24 protein-coding genes and 1 pseudogene are annotated in these 21,729 nt (G+C 40.3%); 6 read left to right on the forward strand and 19 right to left on the reverse strand.

The features are described 5' to 3' along the window. Window positions 1-172 precede the first annotated feature (172 nt). The 16 genes from IB67_RS02865 to IB67_RS02940 all read right to left on the reverse strand — a co-directional run bounded on the left by IB67_RS02865 (window position 173) and on the right by IB67_RS02940 (window position 13,405). Window positions 173-1,174 carry a 6-phosphofructokinase gene (locus IB67_RS02865; protein ID WP_072759652.1) on the reverse strand — a complete coding sequence of 334 codons (1,002 nt, stop codon included), beginning with the start codon at window positions 1,172-1,174 and terminating at the stop codon, window positions 173-175. After that, window positions 1,171-3,123 carry a sodium-translocating pyrophosphatase gene (locus IB67_RS02870; protein WP_072759654.1) on the reverse strand — a complete coding sequence of 651 codons (1,953 nt, stop codon included), beginning with the start codon at window positions 3,121-3,123 and terminating at the stop codon, window positions 1,171-1,173. The genes IB67_RS02865 and IB67_RS02870 overlap by 4 nt, the downstream gene beginning before the upstream one ends. Before the next feature lie 83 nt (window positions 3,124-3,206). Next, the gene (gene secF, locus IB67_RS02875; protein ID WP_072759656.1) at window positions 3,207-4,103 is read right to left on the reverse strand and encodes a protein translocase subunit SecF; all 897 of its coding nucleotides are present in this window, start codon (window positions 4,101-4,103) and stop codon (window positions 3,207-3,209) included. After that, a complete protein-coding gene (secD, locus tag IB67_RS02880; RefSeq protein ID WP_072759658.1) occupies window positions 4,103-5,527 on the reverse strand; it encodes a protein translocase subunit SecD in 1,425 nt (474 codons plus the stop codon). The genes secF and secD overlap by 1 nt, the downstream gene beginning before the upstream one ends. A 21-nt stretch (window positions 5,528-5,548) precedes the next feature. Continuing rightward, window positions 5,549-5,923 (reverse strand): preprotein translocase subunit YajC, encoded by a 375-nt coding sequence (gene yajC, locus IB67_RS02885; protein ID WP_072759660.1) that lies wholly within the window; start codon window positions 5,921-5,923, stop codon window positions 5,549-5,551. Window positions 5,924-5,962: 39 nt separating this feature from the next. Beyond that, on the reverse strand, window positions 5,963-6,787 hold the full coding sequence (locus IB67_RS02890; RefSeq protein ID WP_424695454.1) for a bifunctional 5,10-methylenetetrahydrofolate dehydrogenase/5,10-methenyltetrahydrofolate cyclohydrolase: 825 nt from the start codon (window positions 6,785-6,787) through the stop codon (window positions 5,963-5,965). A gap of 29 nt (window positions 6,788-6,816) precedes the next feature. Then, window positions 6,817-7,173 (reverse strand): hypothetical protein, encoded by a 357-nt coding sequence (locus IB67_RS02895; protein WP_072759664.1) that lies wholly within the window; start codon window positions 7,171-7,173, stop codon window positions 6,817-6,819. Next, window positions 7,163-7,801: an FAD-dependent thymidylate synthase gene (thyX, locus tag IB67_RS02900; RefSeq protein WP_218587315.1), complete on the reverse strand. Its 639-nt coding sequence runs from the start codon at window positions 7,799-7,801 to the stop codon at window positions 7,163-7,165. The genes IB67_RS02895 and thyX overlap by 11 nt, the downstream gene beginning before the upstream one ends. A gap of 55 nt (window positions 7,802-7,856) precedes the next feature. Beyond that, window positions 7,857-8,570 carry a ribonuclease HII gene (rnhB, locus tag IB67_RS02905; protein ID WP_072759666.1) on the reverse strand — a complete coding sequence of 238 codons (714 nt, stop codon included), beginning with the start codon at window positions 8,568-8,570 and terminating at the stop codon, window positions 7,857-7,859. A gap of 13 nt (window positions 8,571-8,583) precedes the next feature. After that, a complete protein-coding gene (locus IB67_RS02910) occupies window positions 8,584-9,075 on the reverse strand; it encodes a DUF3242 domain-containing protein (protein WP_072759706.1) in 492 nt (163 codons plus the stop codon). A gap of 16 nt (window positions 9,076-9,091) precedes the next feature. After that, window positions 9,092-10,114 (reverse strand): lipase family alpha/beta hydrolase, encoded by a 1,023-nt coding sequence (locus tag IB67_RS02915; RefSeq protein ID WP_245789591.1) that lies wholly within the window; start codon window positions 10,112-10,114, stop codon window positions 9,092-9,094. Then, a complete protein-coding gene (locus IB67_RS02920) occupies window positions 10,111-10,758 on the reverse strand; it encodes a TIGR00153 family protein (RefSeq protein WP_072759668.1) in 648 nt (215 codons plus the stop codon). Before IB67_RS02920 ends, IB67_RS02915 begins: the two co-directional genes overlap by 4 nt. 40 nt (window positions 10,759-10,798) lie before the next feature. Further along, complete coding sequence (locus IB67_RS02925) at window positions 10,799-11,335, reverse strand: RsmD family RNA methyltransferase (RefSeq protein WP_072759710.1); 537 nt, start codon at window positions 11,333-11,335, stop codon at window positions 10,799-10,801. A 16-nt stretch (window positions 11,336-11,351) separates the two neighbouring features. Continuing rightward, the gene (gene rsmI, locus IB67_RS02930; RefSeq protein WP_072759670.1) at window positions 11,352-12,077 is read right to left on the reverse strand and encodes a 16S rRNA (cytidine(1402)-2'-O)-methyltransferase; all 726 of its coding nucleotides are present in this window, start codon (window positions 12,075-12,077) and stop codon (window positions 11,352-11,354) included. Then, window positions 12,064-12,810, reverse strand: coding sequence for a lipoate--protein ligase family protein (locus tag IB67_RS02935; RefSeq protein ID WP_072759672.1), 747 nt, complete (start codon window positions 12,808-12,810; stop codon window positions 12,064-12,066). Before IB67_RS02935 ends, rsmI begins: the two co-directional genes overlap by 14 nt. A gap of 4 nt (window positions 12,811-12,814) precedes the next feature. Beyond that, complete coding sequence (locus tag IB67_RS02940; RefSeq protein ID WP_072759674.1) at window positions 12,815-13,405, reverse strand: queuosine precursor transporter; 591 nt, start codon at window positions 13,403-13,405, stop codon at window positions 12,815-12,817. A gap of 321 nt (window positions 13,406-13,726) precedes the next feature. Between IB67_RS02940 and speD the strand changes: the two genes are divergently transcribed. From speD to IB67_RS02965, 5 genes and pseudogenes are all read left to right on the forward strand, one after another. Further along, window positions 13,727-14,146, forward strand: coding sequence for an adenosylmethionine decarboxylase (speD, locus tag IB67_RS02945; RefSeq protein ID WP_072759676.1), 420 nt, complete (start codon window positions 13,727-13,729; stop codon window positions 14,144-14,146). 54 nt (window positions 14,147-14,200) lie between these two features. Then, window positions 14,201-15,079, forward strand: coding sequence for a polyamine aminopropyltransferase (gene speE, locus IB67_RS02950; protein ID WP_084634391.1), 879 nt, complete (start codon window positions 14,201-14,203; stop codon window positions 15,077-15,079). A 358-nt stretch (window positions 15,080-15,437) separates the two neighbouring features. Beyond that, a pseudogene (gene iscB / locus IB67_RS02955) lies at window positions 15,438-15,947 on the forward strand (RNA-guided endonuclease IscB); the annotation flags it as partial. A gap of 33 nt (window positions 15,948-15,980) precedes the next feature. Continuing rightward, the gene (locus IB67_RS02960; protein WP_498875511.1) at window positions 15,981-16,685 is read left to right on the forward strand and encodes an HNH endonuclease; all 705 of its coding nucleotides are present in this window, start codon (window positions 15,981-15,983) and stop codon (window positions 16,683-16,685) included. 28 nt (window positions 16,686-16,713) lie between these two features. Next, window positions 16,714-17,241 (forward strand): cupin domain-containing protein, encoded by a 528-nt coding sequence (locus IB67_RS02965; protein ID WP_072759682.1) that lies wholly within the window; start codon window positions 16,714-16,716, stop codon window positions 17,239-17,241. Window positions 17,242-17,281: 40 nt separating this feature from the next. Here the strand turns inward: IB67_RS02965 and IB67_RS02970 are convergent, their stop codons facing one another. Both IB67_RS02970 and IB67_RS02975 read right to left on the reverse strand, forming a co-directional pair. Next, window positions 17,282-18,118, reverse strand: a complete 837-nt coding sequence (locus IB67_RS02970; RefSeq protein ID WP_072759684.1) for an endonuclease/exonuclease/phosphatase family protein — start codon at window positions 18,116-18,118, stop codon at window positions 17,282-17,284. Then, the gene (locus tag IB67_RS02975) at window positions 18,106-18,657 is read right to left on the reverse strand and encodes a hypothetical protein (protein WP_072759686.1); all 552 of its coding nucleotides are present in this window, start codon (window positions 18,655-18,657) and stop codon (window positions 18,106-18,108) included. The genes IB67_RS02970 and IB67_RS02975 overlap by 13 nt, the downstream gene beginning before the upstream one ends. Window positions 18,658-18,870: 213 nt before the next feature. Between IB67_RS02975 and IB67_RS02980 the strand changes: the two genes are divergently transcribed. After that, window positions 18,871-20,070: an IS110 family RNA-guided transposase gene (locus IB67_RS02980; protein ID WP_498875160.1), complete on the forward strand. Its 1,200-nt coding sequence runs from the start codon at window positions 18,871-18,873 to the stop codon at window positions 20,068-20,070. Window positions 20,071-20,102: 32 nt separating this feature from the next. Here the strand turns inward: IB67_RS02980 and IB67_RS02985 are convergent, their stop codons facing one another. Then, window positions 20,103-21,620 (reverse strand): outer membrane protein assembly factor BamB family protein, encoded by a 1,518-nt coding sequence (locus IB67_RS02985; RefSeq protein ID WP_072759429.1) that lies wholly within the window; start codon window positions 21,618-21,620, stop codon window positions 20,103-20,105. Window positions 21,621-21,729 lie beyond the last annotated feature (109 nt).

Consider the following 21,729-nt stretch of genomic DNA (forward strand, 5'->3'; position numbering starts at 1 on the left):
ATAACAAAATCGATACGTACAGAATAAGCACATGATAGTCTTTCAAATGTTGTCTTTCTTTTTATTTCTCTTTATTACGCTCATTTTCTTTTCTCATAATTGTCATAATAAAAAAAGTCGGTGTCTTTTTCACACCGACTTTTTCAGGTTTTCCAAGAATTAATATTAAATATTAATAGAACAATTTTGCAAGTTGTTTGATGTAGAAATCTACTGGCCTTACGTTAAGTAGTGTATCGCTGTACGGCACTTCTGTGACGATGAATCCCTTTACACCAACTGCATGGTAGAATTTACCCATTTTGACGAGTTCAACCGCTCTTGCACTCATCTGGGTTGCAATTATCCTGTCTATTGCAGCAGGTGTTCCTCCTCTTTGGATGTATCCAAGGTTTGTATATCTCCATTCAAGATTCAGTTTCCTACCTATGTAAAGCCCAACGACTTCTGCCGGATCACTTTCATTCGAGCATTTACATTCGTCGATTATCTCATCTGGAAGCTTTACACCATCTTCGACAACGACAAGCGAGAATCGTTTTCCACTCTCATACCTATGCTGTATAGTTTGAACCAATTCTTTTGGATTAAGCACATCGGAGCTCGTGATGACAAAATCTGCACCGCCTGCCAATCCTCCAAATGTGGCGAGCCATCCACCCGGTGCACCCATCGTCTTGACTATCATGACTCTATGGTGCGATTCCGCTGTCGAGTGGATTATGTCGAGTGCTTGTGTTACGTGCTCAAGTGCTGTTATGAATCCTATTGAAAAATCTGTAAATGAAAGGTCGTTGTCTATCGTTGCAGGAACTATTATTGATGGTATTCCGTATTTTTGCAAATTTAAAGCTGCTCTGACAGCATTCCTTCCGCCAAGGATGATATATCCCGTAATTCCGTATTGTATCGTTTTGTTCTTTATTGCTGTCAAATCTTCATCGCTCTCTGGAATGAATAAAGAGGTGCCGAGTATTGTACCGCCCTGGTGAAGTATACCTGAAACGTTGTTTCTTACAAGTATGTCAACCTTATCATTCAATAAACCTTCAAAGCCATCTTTGATACCCATGACTTCGACTTCTTTCTCTATAGCGTTGACAACAACTGACCTTATCGCTGCGTTTATACCCGGGCAGTCGTTTCCAACTGAAAGTACTCCCACACGTCTCATTGAATCCACCTCCCCACAATTGAGTAAAATACTATCGATGTAATTGCCATCAATTTTATAAGTATATTAAGTGCTGGACCAGCAGTGTCTTTGTAAGGGTCGCCAACTGTATCGCCAACAACGGTTGCCTTATGTGCGAATGATCCCTTACCACCGAGGTGTCCTTCTTCAACGTACTTCTTAGCGTTGTCCCAAGCTCCTCCTGAATTTGCCATGAATATAGCGAGCGCAACGCCTGTTACGGTTGAGCCTATCAACAATCCAGCTACCGATTGAACGCCAAGACCTAGCATCAAGATAATCGGTGAAGCAATTGCAAGCACTGATGGTAAGACCATTCGTTTAAGTGCACCTTTTGTGGCGATTTTTATACAGCTTCCATAGTCAGGTTCTGTCGCGCCGGCAAGTATTCCAGGCATCTCTCTGATCTGTCTTCTTATTTCCTCAACCATATCGTTTGCAGCATCGCCAACTGCGTTCATTGCAAGCGCTGAGAAGAAGAACGTAAGCATTGCACCTATCAGAGCACCGATGAACATCTTTGGGTCTTGCAGCTGTATCTGTTGAATGTGTGCAATAGAACCAAAGTTTGCGAACAAGGCTATAGCTGTAAGTGCTGCTGAACCTATCGCAAAACCTTTTCCCATAGCCGCGGTTGTGTTCCCAAGTGCGTCGAGTTTGTCGGTAATATCTCTTACGCCTTTTTCCAATCCTGCCATTTGAGCTACTCCACCAGCATTGTCTGCAATAGGTCCATAAGCATCGACTGAAAGGTTCATCGCAAGTGTAGCAAGCATACCGACCCCAGCCATCGCTATTCCGTACAGTCCGCCTAATTTGTGTGAAATAAGTGTTCCAACCGCTATGAGAATGGTTATCACCGCTGTCGATTCCATTCCAAGCGCTGTACCGCTGATGATAACGTTGGCAGGTCCCATCGCTGCTGAGTGTGCTAATTTCTCAACTTTCTTTCCGGATGTGTACCATTCAGTGATGAGCCCTATTGACACGCCCACGATGTTACCAACTAAAACTGTCCAGAATAGGTTCATGTTCTTATCCATGATTGCATATGAAAGCGAAAACGCCAAAAAGATTACGCTCGAAGCAATTGTACCGCTTCTTAAAGCGAGCGCTGGTTCTGTGTTGAGCCTTGATAAGACTTTAACCAGTATTATCGCAAGTATCGACGAAATCAGTCCAAAAGAGATTATGTAAAGCGTGCTCGTTATTCCACTCGCTCCAAAGAGTGCATATCCAAGAGATATCGCGGAGAATATTGAACCAACGTACGATTCGTAAAGGTCTGCACCCATGCCAGCAACGTCTCCAACGTTATCACCCACGTTGTCAGCGATAACTGCGGGGTTTCTCGGGTCGTCTTCCGGAAGGTTCGATTCAACCTTTCCAACAATGTCAGCACCAACATCTGCCGCTTTGGTATAGATACCGCCACCAACTCTGGCAAAGAGCGCAACAAAGGACGCTCCAAGTGAATAATAACTTACCGCTTGGAGACCAAACAATAGATACACTATCCCGAGACCTGCAAGTCCGAGGACCGATACAATGAGCCCCATAACTGCACCGCCAGAGAAGGCTATGTCGAGCGCCTCTCCTATTCCCTTTGTAGCACCCCAGGCAGTTCTCGCGTTAGATTTTGTGGCGATAAGCATTCCAAAGAATCCTGCCAAAACAGAGAACGAAGACCCTATAATGAAAGAAATTGCATTCACCCAACCGGATGAAAATCCAAAGAGAAGTGAGAGCAAGAAGACTATTGGGAAGAAGATTGTGTACTCTTGAAACAAAAACGACTTCGCACCACGTTGAATGATTCTTGATATCTTCTCTGTCTTTTCGTTTCCTGGACTCTTGTCGAGCACGTTTAAAGTTAGGTAAACTATCAAAATAGTTCCCGCCAATATTGATGAAAATAGTATAGCCAAAATCCCACCTCCGTTGTCGAATTTTATTATTACAAAAAGGGGGCACGCGGTCAACATGCCCCCGTATCCATATAGTCACCCAATTATAGAGACTTAACCCATTTTATTACTATCGGTGAAGCGATGAATATCGATGAGTACGTTCCGACAACCACGCCTATCGTCATTCCAAATGCAAATGACTTTATGCTACCAGTTGAGAGCAAGAGCAACATCAGTATGACAAAGAACGTTGTTAAAGATGTGTTTATTGTTCTAAATATAACAGAGTTTATACTGTCGTTAACAACACTTGCCATTTCTCTACCTTTGAATTTCCTTCCGAATTCCCTGATCCTATCGAATACTATAATCGTATCGTTGACAGAGTATCCTACGAGTGTCAAAACAGCTGCAATCGCCGCAATGTTCATTTCTATGCCGAAAATCGAGTAGAAGCCGAGTGTTATCACGACGTCGTGGATAAGTGCCAAAATTGCACCTATACCAAATGCGAATTTAAATCTCAAAGCTACGTATATAAGAATTCCGAGGAGTGTGAATACCACTGCTTTCCAAGTGAGGTTCTTGATTTCGTTCGCCGCGTCTCCGCTGACTTCTGTAAATGAAACGACTTTACCGCCGAGTCTTTCTTCTATTGCTTTCGACAATGTTGCCTTTTCATCAGCATTGTACGTTCTCAGATTACCTTTTTCATCCTTTGGTGCAACAACGATTGAAAATGTCTTTTCCTCTTCTTGTCCAAGAGCTTTTACTTCAAGAACTCTTGCGTTGTTGAATTCTGGAGCTAAGTCAGAAATCTTTGCCCTGACATCTGCAATTTTCATATCTTGCGAAGTCTTAACTACAACTTCGCTTCCACCTATGAATTCCAAGCCAACATTGAATCCTTTGGTGAATATGCTTATGATTGAAATAACTATTAATACTGCGGAAAGCGCAATGAAGTAATATCTTTTTCCAACGAAATCGAGTTTCATTATTTTGCACCCCCTGCTTTTCTAACTCTGATAGCCCCAGACATTGCATCGAGCAAGAATTTGCTGAATACGAGGTTCATGAACATTGCTGCAAAGATACCAACGATCGTTGTTATAGCAAATCCTTTGATTGTACCAGTACCGAAGTAGTAGAGGAAAAGTGCAGCAATTATAGTTGTAAGGTTTGCATCAAATAGCGTCCAGAAAGATCTTGAAAATGCCATTTCTATCGCTGCCTTTATAGTCTTTCCGCTTCTAACTTCTTCTTTGATCCTTTCGTAGATGATTATATTACCATCAACGAGAGTACCTATTGTGAAGATTATACCTGCAATACCTGGCAACGTGAGTATTGCACCAGTTCCGGCAAGGAATCCAAAAATTATTATCAGTGCATAGAATATACCGATAACAGCAACAAATCCCATAACTCCGTAAATGATAAGCATGTAGAGTATGACAAGTATTGCACCTATTATACCTGCATTGAGTGATTGATTGAGGACATCTTTACCAAGAGTTGGTGAAACAAGATTGGCTGTCGTTTTTTCCAACCTTGCCGGGAGTGCACCACTTCTAAGTATTGCGGCCAGTTCCTTTGCTTCATCGAAAGTGAAGTTTCCTCTAATTTGTCCTTTTCCATCTTCGATTGGACTGACGACAAATCCAACAAACTGAACTTTATCATCAAGAACTATTGCAAGTCTCTTCTTAAGTGCAAGTTGATACTGCGTTGTACCGCTATTAAGAACCTGTTCAGGTACGTAAAGTTCCTTTGTGATATTTTTGAAAAGTTCGACAAATTGTCTGTCAAGCGTGAAAGAAACTACGTAATTTGCAACACCTTTTTGATCTATTGTTGGTACCGCCTCGACAATTCTTGGACCTGAGAGTACAAGATCTTTCCTGTTGTTAATTTCTTTCTTGATCAAGTACCAAGTCTTTCCATCTTTGCTCTGATACCATTCGGCGTTTTCTCTTAACGCAAGATTCACATCGTCTGGGTTTGTCGTTGGGTCGTACGTTCTTTCGTCAATCGATTGACCAAACCAGAGCACACCAGTTGAACCAACTAGCTTTTCTGCTCTTGACGTATCCGTTGCATCTGGGATTTCTATAATCACAAAAGAATTGTTTTCTCTGAAACTTTTCTTTACCACCGCTTCAGTGTATCCTGCTGAGTCAAGCCTGTTTCTCAAAACCGTCCAAACATCATCAACTACCGCACTTGGATTTTCCGTACCTTTTTCAATATCAACCTTGTACTCGAGCCTTACTCCACCGCTTAAGTCAAGACCAAGTTTGATGCGACTGAAAAACTTCGCAAAACCACTTGCCGGTCTTCCACCGGGCAGCAACATGGCTACAACAGCTGCTACAAGTAGTGCCAATGAGATGATAAGTCTTATGCGATCACTCCGCATTCCGAAACCCTCCCCCGCTACTTATTCTTTGGAATCTTCTTTTACTTCTTCTTTGGCTTCCTCTTTCTCTTTAATTACCTTAGCTATGTAAGCCTTATGAATTTCAAGCTCAGTTGAATTTGCACTTTTGATCTTGATTACGTCTTTCTTGATATCAACTATCTTGCCAACCACACCACCAGTTGTGATTATAGTATCACCTTTTTTCAAGCTCTCGATCATTTGTTTGAATTCCTTTTCTCTTCTTCTCTGCGGCAGTATCACCAAGAAATACATCATCGCAAAAAAGATAAGTAGCATGATGAGCATCTGCATCAATGCTCCAGAAGTACTTGTTGGTGTAGCTGTTCCTGTTGTTGCTCCTGCATCTGGCGCTCCTGCGAATATAAGTTTCACTCGTACACACCTCCTAAGGGTTGATATGTTTTTATCTTTTTATAAAATGTTCCTTGCTATTTCAACTGCTTTTACTGTATGCTCCATAAGAACCAGTGTTGTGATCCTCCCGACTCCACCCGGAACAGGCGTTAAGTCACATATCTCGGCGACACTGGGGTCCACGTCTCCAAAAATTTCGTCGTTCTCAACGTTTATACCCACATCTATGACAGTTGTTCCAGGCTTGAAATAATCTTTGTTGAGGGCCTTCGCTCTTCCTATGGCAACAACCACAATATCCGATTCGCGCGTTATTTCAGCTATATTCTTGGTCCTTGAATGACATACAGTTACCGTTGCGTCAATACCCTTTTGCAACAAAAGAAGTGCAAGCGGTTTTCCAACGGTAACACTTCTGCCTATAACGGAAATTCTCTTTCCGGTTGGATCTCCAAGATATTTTATTATTCTTAACACAGCCTCTGCAGTACATGGCGGAAAGATGGGGCTATCGTACATTATTTTTCCAAGGTTCGCTGGATGCCTGCCCTCAACGTCTTTGTCCGGAGAGATTAAAGAAATCGCCTCGATTTCAGAAATCTCCGGCGGTAGTGGATGTGTGAGAAAGATTCCGTTGATAGAGTCATCAGCTGATAACTTAGGCAAAAGCAATTTCAAATCCGACGCTTTCGGTGCCTCATATACCGCAAATTCAATACCAAATCTTTTAGCCTGTTTTTCCTGACTTCTCAGATAACTCAGCGTTGAAGGTTCTGGCTGGCAAGTGACAGCTACCAGCTTCGGTGTTCTCGGTAACCTTGCCACACGTTGTTTTATATCTTCAACAATTGATGAATAAAGCGGTTCTAAATTCAGAATCATATGTCCCCACCTTCCACCAATAGCAGTTATTATCCTTGGTTAAAGACAGGTTGAAGTCCTGCGGTGTACAGCAACCCGCAGACTTCGTACATGCCTTTTTTCGTTACGCAAAGCACAACACCAGCCGTTTCTGCGGCTTTCAATGTTTCAGGCATTATGTCCCTGTTGCGCACAATGATAACAACAGGAATGCCGACAACCCCCGCTGTCCTCACACATTGCGGTGTTGCAAGCCCTGTTACAAGCAGTGAACCGGGTTCTGTAAGTGCGAGCACGTCGCTCATCAAGTCAGAGGCTGCAACTTTACTGATTTCTATGTTCAAATCGGCATCCTCTGGTGCAATTACTTTTCCTTCTACTATTTCAAGTATTTCTCTAAGCTTCAAGGATATCACCTCGGTAGGCGTATTTTACAAATGCCTCGTAGGTCCACGGGCAAGTTGCTTTAAACATCTTCGCAATAGCTATGGCGTACTGCTCTATTTCCCACTGGGCGTGAGAATCCGCTCGCAAACTCAAGAAATTCATCAAACTTCTCGCGTTAACCGTCCAATAAAACTGCGTGTAAGTTGAAAGAGGTAGAACGATACGTGCAAGTTCTCTTGCAACACCCATGTTGAGCAATTCTTTGTAAGTGTGATAAGCCTCCTCGAAGGTCTTCACCATTGCTTCCTTAACTTTCTCAAGAAGTTCTGTGTCATCAACAACTATCGCCTTTTGCCTGTCCTCAGGAACGTTAATTCTTATGTTTTCAGGTATGTAAAATTCTTCCTCTTTTATTTCCGTATACCTCTGGCTTATCTCGTTAAATGAACCAATCCTGTGCCTAAACCACTGCCTTGCAACGAAAAGCGGTGCTTTAACGTGAAATGTAAAGACTATATGTTCAAAAGGTGTCTCGTGCCCGTGTTCCATGAGATACATAATTAGTGCCTTGTCGCGTTCGGGTGTTTTCAACCCTTGACCATACGAAACTCGAGCGGCTTTAACCGCTGCGTAATCATCCCCCATCATATCTACAAGCCTTACAAAACCCTTGTCGAGAATTTTTTCTTCAAGATTCAATTTATCATTTGTTTTTTCGATGTGTTCGATGTTTTCTGAGATTCCCAAAGAGATCCACCTCCAAAAGACTCGAAACTTTCTTGTATCTTTCTTCTGATATAAGACCTTCTCTTAGCCATGAATCTAAAAGCTCTATCGATAATATCTGAGTAACCGGTTCAAAAGTTAATCTGTGAAAAGGTGTTGGACCGTAAATTTTCAGCAATTCAATGTGTTCTTCTGTTGGATAGCCTTTGTGTACCGATAACTTGTATTGTGGAAATTGCAAATCGAATTTCTTTATTATCTTGTCCCTTGTTACTTTTGCCAGAATCGATGCAGTGGAGATTTGATAAATTTCGCCATCGCCTTTCACGATGCAAGTTGCCGGATAGTTCAATTTCAAATTCTTACCGTCAACAAAGACATTTTTTATTTCAACAAATTGACTAAGCAATTCAAGTGCCCTGTTCATAGCAAGTTCCGTTGCGTGGAATATGTTGTACAGATCAATTTCTTCTGGTGTTGCCAATCCTATTCCAAACTTCGCTTTTGAAAAAATTATCTCGTATAGTTCGTTTCTTTTTTTCTCGGACAGCTTCTTACTGTCATCTATGCCTTCTATATAAACATCATCATCGAGAAAAACCGCCGCTGCAACAACAGGTCCAAAGAGCGGTCCTCTTCCAGCTTCGTCAACGCCTATTATTGTATAATCGATAGATTTATCTTTACTCATATTGCAATTTGTCCTACCTTTTTACCGTATTGTATATTTCATTAACATCCCTTACAAACCCTTCAATCTTGTCACCAGTAACAACTATAAGCCAATTTTCTTTGAACCAAGCGTACAGATCAGTACTCTCAAGCCTTACAGTGAAAACTCCATAGTCGCCCATGTTTACTTTCATGTACTTGATCTTCAAAGGATTACCGTACTTTTTCGTTATCTTGTTCCAATTTTCTTTCGCTTCTTCATTACTTTCGTATTTGAATAGCATGAAAAATCCATCAACACCGTCGAAAATAGCAAAACGACCATCTCCGAGTTGAATATCTCCAAAACCGTTAATCCAACCGCTCTCAAGCAGTGTGTACTTGTTACTAAGAACGTTGACCGCCGCTTCTAACGAATAGCTCGATGGAGGAACTTCTGGAATGAACGGTATAGAGCACGATGAAAGAATTAAAATGATCACTAAAACTACAAAAGCTGTTAGAAGTTTTCTTATATCTCTCATCTTATCACCTGCCGAGTTACTTAACTTTTTCTCCATAAAAGTATTCAATCGCCTTCTTGATTATTATATCACTCATAACGAGATCTGCATGGTCGAAACCTCTAAAAATCTCGCATTTTCCATAATAAGTTGCGCTTTCAATTGGAACCATTCCATCATTATCGGTGAATTGCTTATCTGAAAATAAAATATCTGTGACCGATTTCAAAAATAGAAGTCCTGTCGTTGAGAACATTTCGGTTGTCACAAGGTTTTCAAACATCACATCAGCTTTTTGGGTTATCACAGCTGCAAAATTTAGAAATTCAACATCATTTGGTACTTCTGGATATCTCGAACCATACATTAAATATCTATAATTCGGTGCGTACGTATATCCACCCGAAATGTTTGAAGCTATGAGCACGTTCTTTATAAATCCCCAGTCTTTCCTGAGCTTAAGCAAACTCTTGTTCATGACTATGAAATTTGCCAAAGGAGATCCGATATGCGGTGTACCAGCAAAGATGATTTTGTTTACATGTTTTTTGAATTCATCTTCTTGTAATGCGTATCTTAAAAGTAAACCGCCCATGCTGTGGGCATATATATTGAAACGAACGCTCGCATTATCATAATTCTCTTCGAACTTCTTGGAAATATTTTCAATTTCCCTGACAAGTGCATCTGCACTTTCTTCTAATGGTATGTCCAACGAGGGATAAATAAAAAAATACAATCCATAGTCTTCAGGCAATATTTTCGTCCAAGAATCTCGGAAGATAGCTTTGTAACGTGTCCACGTCCCATATATCTCGTTTGGATCAATTCCATGAATCAACAGTACCGAAGGTGCATCATTTTTCGGTTTCCTTATCTCGTAAATCTTAGCTTGTGGTCTCTCCCAATCGTATTCTACAACTTTGCTGTATTCAAAAAATGGCTCTATTTTCGTTAATGATATGTAGATCGGAACAAGTGAGTTATAGTAAACATAATATTTTGCACCGTAAGTAATTGAAGTAAAAGCGATAGCAAATAAAGATAAACAGAATATCAATAAGCGAGTTTTAATAGCAATACCTCCAATATATCCGAGGCATCTTCTGTTCTATCGACTATATCACCAACGTTGATAACGAGCTCCTTCAACTGCATCTTTTCAGCCAAAGTTATCTGCAAAGAGAATATATCCCTCAAAACTTCTTCTTCGATTACGTCTTCATTGTGTTCAAACCTTTCAACCTCAATTACATAATGCTGGACTTCGTCGATGTTGTCAAATAGCTTTTCGACGGCAGTAACGAAAGCTTGCGCTGCGCTGACTGCACAATCAAGTTGTCCTATAATCTTCTCTTTAAGGTGCTCTGGAACATTCGGGTGTTGGTAGTCCACAATTTTGCTTACCGATTCGCACTTGTTGACTATTTTATCTATACCTTCGGTAAGAGAGTGTATAACTTCTCTCATATCCGGAAGAAATAGACCTTTGTATATATCAGATATAATCCCGCGCCTTATTTCATCAGCTTCATGCTCAATACGTTTTATGTCTTTAAAAAAATTCTGCTTCTGATCACACTCGTTTTTGAAATAACAGTCGAAAAAACTTCTAAGAGTAGAAGTCGCTTCTACTGTTTTTCTTGAAAGTTCTCCAAGCTTTGCAATAACTTCACGTTCTTTCTTTGCGAATGAAATTTGCATACCAACACCCCCAGACAATTATACCACAAAAAGCTGAAAATTATAACCTTTCGAAAAATAGCAAGAGCGTATCGCCGTAATCCTTTTCTTTTATGATTCTTAAATTACTTATCTCGCTTTCTTTAGGTCTTTCTCTCTTAGAGCACTGAAGGATAAACATTGAATTCACGTCCATTATTGCATGAACACGTTCGAGTATATCGCGTACTATTCCCAGCTCGTAAGGCGGATCAGAGTAAATAATGTCAAAAACGCCGGCATGTGTTTCCAAAAACCGGCGTGCGTCTATCTTCTTTATATCAACTTTATTTTCAACTCCAAGGTTGATAGCATTCTTTTTAATCGTTGCCACAGATAATTTTGAAGTATCAACAAATGTCACATGCGCTGCACCGTTGCTTATCATCTCAAACCCAACAGAACCGCTCCCTGCACATATGTCAGCACACACTTTCCCTTGGAAATCAACCATATTTGCAAGACTTCTTCTAAGAATCGCCGAAGAATACCGCGTCCTTGGATCAGGAACAGTTTCTATTGCTCTCCCTCTAAGCTCACCTGTCTCGATTTTCAACATACTTTTTCCACCTGCATCATTCAATAGCTTTTGACTCTTCTGGATTCTCTTGACCCTCTACTTTCTGAACAACAACGGTCAATTCTCCTTTGACATCTTTAAAATGTTCGAGTGCGCTCGTCACTGTACCTCTGAAGCTCTCTTCGTGTAGTTTTGTCAACTCTCTTGCGATGAAAACCTCGCAGTCTCCCAAAATCTTCAGTATATCATCAAGCGTTTTTCTAAGCCTTTCAGGGCTTTCGAAAAAAACGAATCTTTCTATCAATTCATTATCTTTTATCTTTCGCAAAAGCCTTCTTCTGTTCTTGTCTTTCGGCATGAATCCGATGAAGTAGAAGTGCGTACCCATAAACCCGCTGAGCGCAACAGCGCTTGTCAATGCACTCGGTCCCGGAATTACTTGAACAGTGATTCCTTCTTCATGGCACTTTTTGATTAGTATAGCTCCCGGGTCCGAAACCACAGGCATTCCTGCATCTGATACTTGGGCAATATTTTTTCCTTGTTTTAGCAGCTCTATAACCTTATCAACCTTCTTATGTGAATTATGCTCGTTGAAAGACTCCAGCGGTTTAGATATTCCGTAGTGTGTTAGAAGATTATGAGTCCTTCTCGTGTCTTCAGAAAGTATCAAATCGGCATCTTTCAACACTTCCAAAGCCCTTAATGTTATATCCTTCAAATTGCCGATCGGTGTACCGACAATGTACAGAATACCCGCGATACTATCACTTCCCAACATTTACTATAAAGTTTTCAATCAGATTTTCCGAGTTGTCCATAACTTCATTTATCATCTCTTTGCTAAGTGTCTTTGCCTTTCCAAAACGAGACTCAAACGACAACCTTATGCTTTCTGCGATTTCTTCTATCGGTTTGTGCTGATAATCATACAGACCTATCAAAGGTATATCCAAGTTCTTCGTACTTTTGAAGCAGTGCTTAACCTCATCGTGCGGTATCAGAACTATTGAGCCGTGTTGCAAGATGTAATCCTGGGTCCTTGTCTGAGCGCTGCCAACAACCTTTACACCATTCATAGTTATTTCGTACGTCGATGGAACTTGGAAGCAGACATGTGTTGATGCTTTCTTTTTGCCCTCTGTTAATTCAACTGGATACCCTAAGCGCCTCAAACCTTCTATTAGTAGCCTTGAAATCAGATTATACAGTTCGAGGACACTTGTTTCGAAAAGCTCGTGATTCCTTGGCACTACAACAGAGTACGTCAATTCATCCCAGTGTAGTACAGCCCTTCCGCCAGAAGGTCTTCTAACCAAATCAAAATTATTCTCTTTAAGATAGTCCACATCTATATCATCGGAATTTTGATGCTTTCCCAAAGAAAGTGTTGGAACTTTCCAAGTGTAAAAGCGCAATATGACATCGTTTAATTTTTCAGAGAACACTCCTAAAGCAACATCTATACCCATGTTCTTCAATCCATCAAAACCGTACGTTTCAAAAAAGTACAACAAATCACCCTTTCATCTTTTTGGTGAGCATAAAAACAGGATTTGCAACTAATACTATTATAATCTTTATTACGTACTGAGACAATACCATAGAGATCAATTGATTGTACACTCCGAGGAACGCAACAAGCGTGAAAACAACTGTATCAAAGAATTGAGCAACGAGGACTGAAACAAGATTTGCTACTGCTGCACTCTTAAATCTCTTAGAATTGAATATGTAATAATTCATGAATTGTGAAGTTCCATACGCCGCTAAACTCGCAAGTGTGAATCTCCAGTTCATTCCCAAGATTATCCTGTAAGCCTCTCCCCTGTCGACAGAAGCAGCAGGCATGAAGAGCCCGAGCAAAATCAATCCACTTGCAGTCGCTTGTGCTAAGAATCCCATCCAAACAAGGAACTTTGAACGTTCCTTTCCAATCACGTCAGAGACCATGTTTGCAATTATGAATGTGAATGTATAACTTATAATCGATGCTGGAAATAGGAAAACACCAAACTTAACAACCTTCGCTGCGATAACATTCGAAACAACAATACCTGTTATAAATAGCGTAGTAAAAATCATGCCTTGCCTTTCCTTTCGTTCCACCTTCTCAACACTCCTTTCGGTCTTATATGCTGTATTAGCTATTCTTTTTTCAGGGCAAATTATTATACTCTATTAGATTTAAACTAAGCAAAAACCGACAGAAAAATTAGTAAAAGTGTTACATATCAGTAACCAAAAAACTGAAACATGGGGTATATAATATTGTCCGTAATACTGACGGTTTATGTTCACTTAACTGAACATGCCGACTTATATGGAAATGTCTGGTCTACTTAAGTGAACATAAACCGCAATAACGAAATTCATTTACTGACGAGCTTTTAGAACATGAACAAAAATCTTACATGGGGAGGGATTACCATGAAAAGCTTGGGAAGACATATCATAGCCGAATTCTACGACTGTGACAAGGAAATACTTGACAGCATCGATGGTATCGAGTTTCACATGAAACAAGCAGCATACGAGACTGGTGCCACAATAGTTAACTCTTCTTTTCACCGGTTCCTCCCCTACGGAGTGAGCGGTGTGGTCATAATAAGCGAGTCGCACTTAACAATTCACACATGGCCAGAGTACGGTTATGCAGCTGTTGACCTATTTACCTGCGGTGACCACGTTGACCCATGGAAAGCATTTAGCTATCTCAAAAAGGTATTCAGATCACAAAGAGCTCATGTAGTTGAACACGTAAGAGGAAGATACGACGAAGTAGGCATCCCCGAAAACGCACCGCACAAGACTGTAATCGAAGAAGAAAAGATAGCAGTAAGCTTGTAATTGCAAACCCAAAATCCGAACCGATTAAATTAATCTGAGAAGGAGGGAATGCCTATGGAAGAAAAGGAACTTAAAACAGGTAGGCACAGTATATATATGGAATGGTATTCAAAAGATCCTGGCGGATTATTCATGAGGGTTAATAGATGGCTTTACTCAGCGCAAAGCCCATTCCAGAGGATCGATATATTTGAAAGTCCATTCTATGGTAGAGTATTCTCTCTTGATGGAATAACGATGACTACAGAAATAGACGAATTCATGTACCACGAAATGCTTGTGCATGTACCGATGTTCATGCACCCAAATCCAAAAAAGGTCCTTGTCATCGGCGGTGGCGACGGAGGAAGCATAAGGGAAGTTTTGAAACACCCTTCCGTAGAAAAAGCCGTAATGTGCGAAATAGACGAGTTGGTTGTCAAGGCAGCTATCGAATATCTGCCATACACGTCAAACAAACTCAGCGACCCAAGGGTTGAGCTTGTCTACGAAGATGGTGCTAAATTCGTAAGGCAGTTCAAGAACGAATTCGACGTGATAATAATCGACTCGACAGACCCAACAGCTGGTGAAGGCGGACACCTCTTCACTCTTGAATTCTACAAGGCTTGTAATGAAGCACTCAAAGAAGATGGTATCTTGTGTGCCCAGACAGAAGGTATGACTTACGACTGGGAATGGGGCACAACAGCCTACAAGAGAATTAAGGCAAATTTCCCGCTTGCAAAGATGTACTTAGGCTTCATGCCAACTTACCCCGGCGGAATGTGGTCGTACACATTCGCTTCGAAAACCGGAATTGATCCAATAAAAGACTTTAATCCTGAAAAAGTTAGGAACTTCAAAGAACCTTTGAGGTACTATAACGAAGAAATTCACAAAGCGGCATTTGCACTTCCAAACTTTGTCAGAAAGTACATCGGAGAAGACTAAAGAAAATTGAACTTAAAGGCGGCAGGCAAGTCCTGCCGTTTTTGATTTTTCAAAGCTGTTGTGATAAAATAGGTGAGAAAATATATTAACAAGATACTCATATGTGGCTTGAGGTGAAATCGTCAACGCCCCACCACTGAAGTGGCGGGCTTGAAGCCCTCGTTGACTAGCCTCAGCCAAAGCCAATAGGCTTCTTGGCTACGTTAGATGGGTCATGACACCATGGAATGCTGCTCAAGTTCCATGCTCTGTCGTCTGTCATTAAACAGTCCTGAGGGGTAGGGACAGTGTGGCAGACATGACAAGCCCATCTAACATTGGCGATGAGCTCCTAACTCCGCAAGGAGGCTTACACCATATGGTGTATGCTATTTCTCAACAGGGGAAACCTCTCGTGCCAACTAAAAGGCATGGAAAAGTAAGAAGACTTTTAAAACAAGGACTTGCGAAAGTTGTCAAAAGAGAGCCTTTCACAATTCAGCTTTTGTATGATACAACCACATATGTACAGCCAGTAACAGTTGGCATCGACATTGGTTCAAAAACAGTCGGTGTCTCAGCCATAACAGATAAGAAAGAAGTATTTTCATCGGAGATAGAACTCAGAACTGACATCAAAGACTTATTGTGCGAAAGAAGAGAATACAGACAGTTAAGAAGGTATCGCAAGACGAGGTACAGAAAAGCAAGATTTTTGAATAGGCGTAAACCAGAAGGATGGCTTGCACCAAGTCTAAGGTGAAAAGTAGATGCACATATTAGAATAGTCAACATGCTCAGCAAGATACTGCCGATATCAAAGGTTATCGTAGAAGTTGCACCGTTTGATACCCAAAAGATATTAAATCCAGATATCCAAGGAGAAGAATATCAAAATGGAGTGCAGAAAGGTTTTTGGGATGTGAGAGAATATTGTCTATGGCGAGCAGGATATAAATCGGAGGTATCTGGCAAAAAAGGAGTTTTGGAAGTTCACCATATAGTTCCAAGAAGCGGAGGTGGGACGGACAATCCTTCAAACCTGATAGTCTTAACAGCACAAGAGCACAAAGCAATACATGAGGGCAGGTTGAAGATACCAAAGAGCAAGATAGAGAAGGTAAGGATTCTCAAAGATGCGAGTCACGTATCGACGATAGGTTGGCATATAGTTAATGAGCTAAAGGAACTGTACGAGGATGTCAGAGTTACATACGGTAGTATCACCAAAGCAAAGAGAAGTGAGTTTGGATTGGAAAAGACGCACCGAAATGATGCATATGTCATAGGGGGAGGGACAGTTCAGAAGAGAGCGAAAGAATGGTATTTTGGTAAGTTTTTCAGAAGACAAAATAGGTCATTGCATAAAGTCAATCCAATCAAAGGTGGTATAAGACCGGTTAATACAATCAAACAATCATACGGTTTCAGAAGGTTTGACAAAATAGAATACGAAGGGAAGATAGGAATCATAGCTGGAACAAGAAGTAGTGGATATTTTGTAATAAGAAGTCTTTCAGGGGAAAGAATACACGATAGTGTGAAATACAGCAAATTAAAACATTTCGAGAAATCAAAGACGATAATGTTGGAAAGGAGGGAAGCGGCTATCTCCTCACACGACTAAAGTTGCGTGTCTCCGAAGCCGTAAATTGATGAAATTGGGAAGTAAACTTAAAAGACTTAGACTCGCAAGAGGATATACACAAGAAGAACTCGCCGATAGATGCGATCTGTCGAGAAGTTTTATCTCTCAGCTTGAAAGTGACAAAGTTTCTCCATCTGTTGAAACTCTCGAGAGAATTCTCAGAGTCCTTGGGACAGATTTGAAACATTTCTTTTCCGAAGAGCAGAAAAAGATCGTATTCAAGAAAGACGAAAGGGTACCTGTATACGATTTACCAAAGGGAGTAAAGATAGATATACTGATGGACGCTGTGGAAGACAAAGAGCTCGATGCAAAGATAGTCGAACTTGAACCCGGAGCCCAGACAGATAAAGAAGACTATCACGACGGCGACGAGTTCGGATACGTTGTAGAAGGCTCTGTCGACATATATATAGATGGAAAAAGGTACAGAGCGAACGAAGGAGAGTGTTTTTACTACTCAGGCGACTGTGTACACTACATGAGAAACCCGGGCAAAGAAAAAGCTGTCATACTGTGGATACAGACAATTTGAAATTCAAAAAATAGGTGGACGTTCGTCCACCTTTTGTTTTCTATTTTTGTGATATTTCTACGTCAACCAAAACCCCTTTGTGATCCGATACCCTTTCACTTTCAAAAACAATTCTCGCACTCTTTACTAAAAAATTTTCAGGAACTAAAATGTAATCTATCCTTGCACTCTCTTCGCTTATCTTATCACCAATAAATGTAGGTCTATCAGGTTCATTTGGATTTGCAACCATCCAAGAGTCTAAGACGCTCAAACCAAGAATTTCCCTTTTCATCACCATTTTATATTCTTCTGAACCGTACGAAACGTTGAAATCACCTGCTATTATGAATCTCTCGTTTCCAATCTCTTCCACCCAGCTAACAAAGTTTTCATATTCATCTTCAAATCCAGCTTCTTTCCAATTAAAGTGCACTGAATACAGATCTATAGGTCCACCTTTGTCCTCTATCCTTGCTCTGATGATTTTCCTTGTGTAAAATGTGTTTACGTCTTGATTTCTTGAAACATATCTTGATTCAAAATCAACGATTGGAAATTTTGAAACGATGCCAAGTCCTTCCTCCCATATACCAAACCCGTAGTGCGCCATGTCCCAGACAAAATGATAAATCTTCCCATATTCTGCAAGCATTTCAACAAGTCTTCTGACATAGTTGCTCTTCTTGATGTCGACTCCATGTAAAAAAATATCTGGTTCTTCATGCATATATTGACCCGCTTCTTGGAAAAAACATATTTCCACATCTTCATTTGCAATTAGCTCGACGATCTTTCTTTGAATGGACTTATACTTTTCCAAGAAACCCTCAATCGTATCTTCATCGTTGTATACGATTTCTTGGTATGTGTGCAGATTGAGTGTCAATAGTTCCACGTCTCTTTCCCCTTTCTAACTACGATCAGTGTTATTCCAGCAACAATTAGTATAACAGCTAAGAAAAGCAAGATGAACTTCGCTGGTGTGAAAATCATGAGTCCAATGCAAACTCTTTTGAAATTAATGCTGTGTTGTGTTAAGAATGCCATGATTATAAGCGATATGTTTTCCAGAATATCGAACATTCCACCGAATAATCCAAAAGCTGTTAGAAATGAATTTCCAAGATTCAGCTTCATCAGGAATATCCTTACAAGGACTGACCAAAGAAGTATAGAATAACTCAAAGCAAAAAAAGAATCTATGACGTGTAAGTATACGAACCTGGAAACTCTTTCTTGCGTAATTAACTCAAAGCATTTCACTACATATTCTCTGCCAAGGCAGATCTCTGAATCTATGATGTTCTTATCAATCTCTTTGTTAAATCCCGCACCATATGGTCCGAAAACAAAATATCCAAGAGCCACTGAAAAAACTAAGCTCGTTATTATCCATTTCCAGCTCCCTATCCTATAGATATCTATTCTTTCCATATTATTCACCTCCTACATAAAAATATGGTATAAATAATTTAGCTTAAAAAAATTGAGGGCAGGACAACTTATGTCACCTTGGCTTTTAAGCCATTTAAGGAGTCTGTTGCCTGCCTTTAACCATGATTAGTTGGTTGGGCTTTCAGCCCTCGTCAGCATGGAGGATTGGTTCAGCAGGCTCCCTGCCCTCATCATTCGAAAGGAGGATTTTTCATGGATAACTTCCCTGTTTTCGTCGGCATCGATGTTTCCAAGGATAAGTTCAACGTCTGCGCTATCTCTAATCCCAGTTCCATCATCTTCGAATCTTCTTTCGATATGTCCCAGCAAGGCTTTTCCTCCTTCGCAAACAAACTCTCTGCCTTCCCAAAACAATCCATCATCATCGCTATGGAATCTACTGGCTGTTATCATCTCAACCTTCTGGCTTTCCTTTCTTCCAACGACTTTGCTTGCGCTGTTTTTAATCCTCTAACTGTTAAAAACTTTGCTTCTCTTCGAAAGACCAAAACCGACAAAATCGATGCTCGCATTATCGCTACTGCTTTGTTTTACCTACAACATCAAATTCCTTCTTCTGCTTTTGTCAACTCTGAGCTTCGTGATATTGTCAGAGCACGCGAAAACATTATCCACCGCATCGCAAAAGTTAAAGGCAATATCGAAAAACTGCTCAACGTTCTTTTCCCTGAACTCGAAAGAGTTACCAATATCTACAGTGACACTATCCTCAATCTTCTTTCTCATTTCCCTTCTGCCAAGGCTATTCAAAAGGCTCGTAATCTGGATGTGTTCTTTTCCAAAGACCGTGGCAGAAGTACAAAACTTAATGCTCAAAAACTTAAAGAACTCGCTAATAACTCGATTGCTCAATATTGGCCGATGAAAGAAAAGATTCTTGTGCAAAATATCAAAGAACTACAATTTTTACAGCAACAGCTTGAAGAACACGACAAGATGATGAAAGAATATTGCGAATGTAGTGCGATAAACCTTGATATCGAGATACTCACGTCAATACCAGGTATTGGTGAAAACAGCGCGATGCATTTCTTGGCAGAAGTTGGAGATATCTCAAGATTTAGTACATACAAAAAACTCATTGCGTATTGTGGACTCGATCCAAGCATTGCCCAATCAGGCAAAAGCAAAGTAGAAGGACACATATCGAAAAGGGGCAATGCCCACCTAAGACGAATACTATGGCTAATGGCAGTGAGTGTAGTGATTCACAACGAATATTTCCGAACATACTATGAACGAAAAAGGCAGCAAGGTATACCGTACAAAAAAGCGATAATGTCAGTAGTACACAAGTTATTGCGAACGTTGTACGCAATGTTGAGAAAGAAAGAGAAGTTCAATATTGATTATGCTATCTCACACTCAAAACAAAAATTTAATTTTGCATAGTTGACTCCTTGTATTAGTGAGATCAAATAAAATCACCTAAAAACATATATTCCCCCATCCAAAGAGGAAACGTAAATTTCCTCTTCGCCTGTAATAAACGGGTCCGCATATATCGTACCACCAATTTTTGTATACCAACAGACTTTTCCTTTTTTGTCTAATGCATAGAACGCTCCATCGTCACAACCAAAATATACATATCCTTTTTCTGAAACGCTCGGCGTAGATTTCACTTCCGCATTTGATGAAAACACCCATCGTCTTACACCAAAACCATCCACACAATAGAAATTCTTATCTCTTGAGCCAAAATAAATTGCTTCACGATCACATTTAGGCGATGAGAGTATCTCACCTTCAGTTTTGAATTTCCACAGACACTCGCCATTAAAATCCACAGCGTACAAATTCTGGTCGTTTGAGCCAAAAACCACGAATCGATCTCCACAAACTGCCGGCGAAGTGTGAACATCGCCACCGGCTACAAATTTCCATAGAATCTTGCCATCTAAAGATACCTTATACAACCTCCCATCATTCGTTGTCACATAGATATATTCTTCGAACACAACAGGTTTAGAATCACTTTCAACTTTTAGTTCAACTGTTAAAAGTTTCTTCCCTTCTGAATTTATTGCATACAGCTTTCCAGTATGACTTACAACGTAAAACACTTTATTCAAAAACTCAGGGGTTGACACTACAATATCTCTCAAATTGCAAAGTTTTTTATATTTCCCATCCTTATTAACAACGTATATCTTTCCATAAAGTGTAAAAATGTAAACATTCTCGTCCTGATCCAATACAGGTGAAGCTATTATATCTTCATCGAAGCACCTATTCCATATGACATTGCCTTCACTCGAAAATTTGTAAACACACCCATCGGTAGATGTTACATAAATCAAGCTGTTGCTCACAACAGGCGAAGAATATACATCGCTCCGAGTCCAAAGAACCTTGGCAGGGCTCTTGTATGTGAGATTGCTTATGCTATCTCCATCACTCTTCAGACTCTCTGGCTCAACTTTTTGAGAGACTTGGGCAAGAAATTTGAAATCAACGTATCTAAAACGCGAATAAACCCAAACGTGGATCCAGCTGTGCACGAACACAAGAATATTGATTAATATATTAAGCTTGAAAACATACAAGAGAGTGCTGAGAAGGGCTAATAAGATGGCTATTGTTCTGAGAACCTTAAAACCACTTTGGAGGGTAATATTATGCATTTTCGAATAAGATAAGAACAAAGGCAAGTAAAATAGCGTGCAAAAGATCCAAAGCTCTGAACGGTACACCAAGCTAATTAGGAATATAGATGAAAGGAGATAATAAAGTCCAAAAATGCGATATCCCTTGACAAAGATAATCTGAAATATGCCTGTTAGAATAAATAACTCCCCAAAAACAACCGCGAATTCTCGATACTGGCTTAAGAAGAACGCAATGCTAAGAAGAACTAATCCAATCGAAACTTCTAAACAGAAATTGTTTGCTAATCTCTTCCCGGTCCGTTGCTGTTTAGTTTGTCCTTTTGGATGCACTTTTTTTCCTCCTCTCAAAGGAGGAACTAGAATTATTAATTTTATCTTTACACACTTTGTCTATACACCTGCTACAGCTCAATCCTAGACACCTTGAGTCAATCCATTA

It is taken from the genome of Fervidobacterium riparium (assembly GCF_025370035.1).
GTDB lineage: Bacteria > Thermotogota > Thermotogae > Thermotogales > Fervidobacteriaceae > Fervidobacterium > Fervidobacterium gondwanense.

Coding starts and splice junctions, on each gene's coding strand:
- IB67_RS02865 (WP_072759652.1), bottom strand. CDS start 1,174: ATGAGACGTGTGGGAGTACTTTCAGTTGGAAACGACTGCCCGGGTATA.
- secF (WP_072759656.1), bottom strand. CDS start 4,103: ATGAAACTCGATTTCGTTGGAAAAAGATATTACTTCATTGCGCTTTCC.
- secD (WP_072759658.1), bottom strand. CDS start 5,527: ATGCGGAGTGATCGCATAAGACTTATCATCTCATTGGCACTACTTGTA.
- IB67_RS02890 (WP_424695454.1), bottom strand. CDS start 6,787: ATGATTCTGAATTTAGAACCGCTTTATTCATCAATTGTTGAAGATATA.
- thyX (WP_218587315.1), bottom strand. CDS start 7,801: ATGATGGGGGATGATTACGCAGCGGTTAAAGCCGCTCGAGTTTCGTAT.
- rnhB (WP_072759666.1), bottom strand. CDS start 8,570: ATGAGTAAAGATAAATCTATCGATTATACAATAATAGGCGTTGACGAA.
- IB67_RS02910 (WP_072759706.1), bottom strand. CDS start 9,075: ATGAGAGATATAAGAAAACTTCTAACAGCTTTTGTAGTTTTAGTGATC.
- IB67_RS02920 (WP_072759668.1), bottom strand. CDS start 10,758: ATGCAAATTTCATTCGCAAAGAAAGAACGTGAAGTTATTGCAAAGCTT.
- IB67_RS02925 (WP_072759710.1), bottom strand. CDS start 11,335: ATGTTGAAAATCGAGACAGGTGAGCTTAGAGGGAGAGCAATAGAAACT.
- rsmI (WP_072759670.1), bottom strand. CDS start 12,077: ATGTTGGGAAGTGATAGTATCGCGGGTATTCTGTACATTGTCGGTACA.
- speD (WP_072759676.1), top strand. CDS start 13,727: ATGAAAAGCTTGGGAAGACATATCATAGCCGAATTCTACGACTGTGAC.
- speE (WP_084634391.1), top strand. CDS start 14,201: ATGGAAGAAAAGGAACTTAAAACAGGTAGGCACAGTATATATATGGAA.
- IB67_RS02965 (WP_072759682.1), top strand. CDS start 16,714: ATGAAATTGGGAAGTAAACTTAAAAGACTTAGACTCGCAAGAGGATAT.
- IB67_RS02975 (WP_072759686.1), bottom strand. CDS start 18,657: ATGGAAAGAATAGATATCTATAGGATAGGGAGCTGGAAATGGATAATA.
- IB67_RS02980 (WP_498875160.1), top strand. CDS start 18,871: ATGGATAACTTCCCTGTTTTCGTCGGCATCGATGTTTCCAAGGATAAG.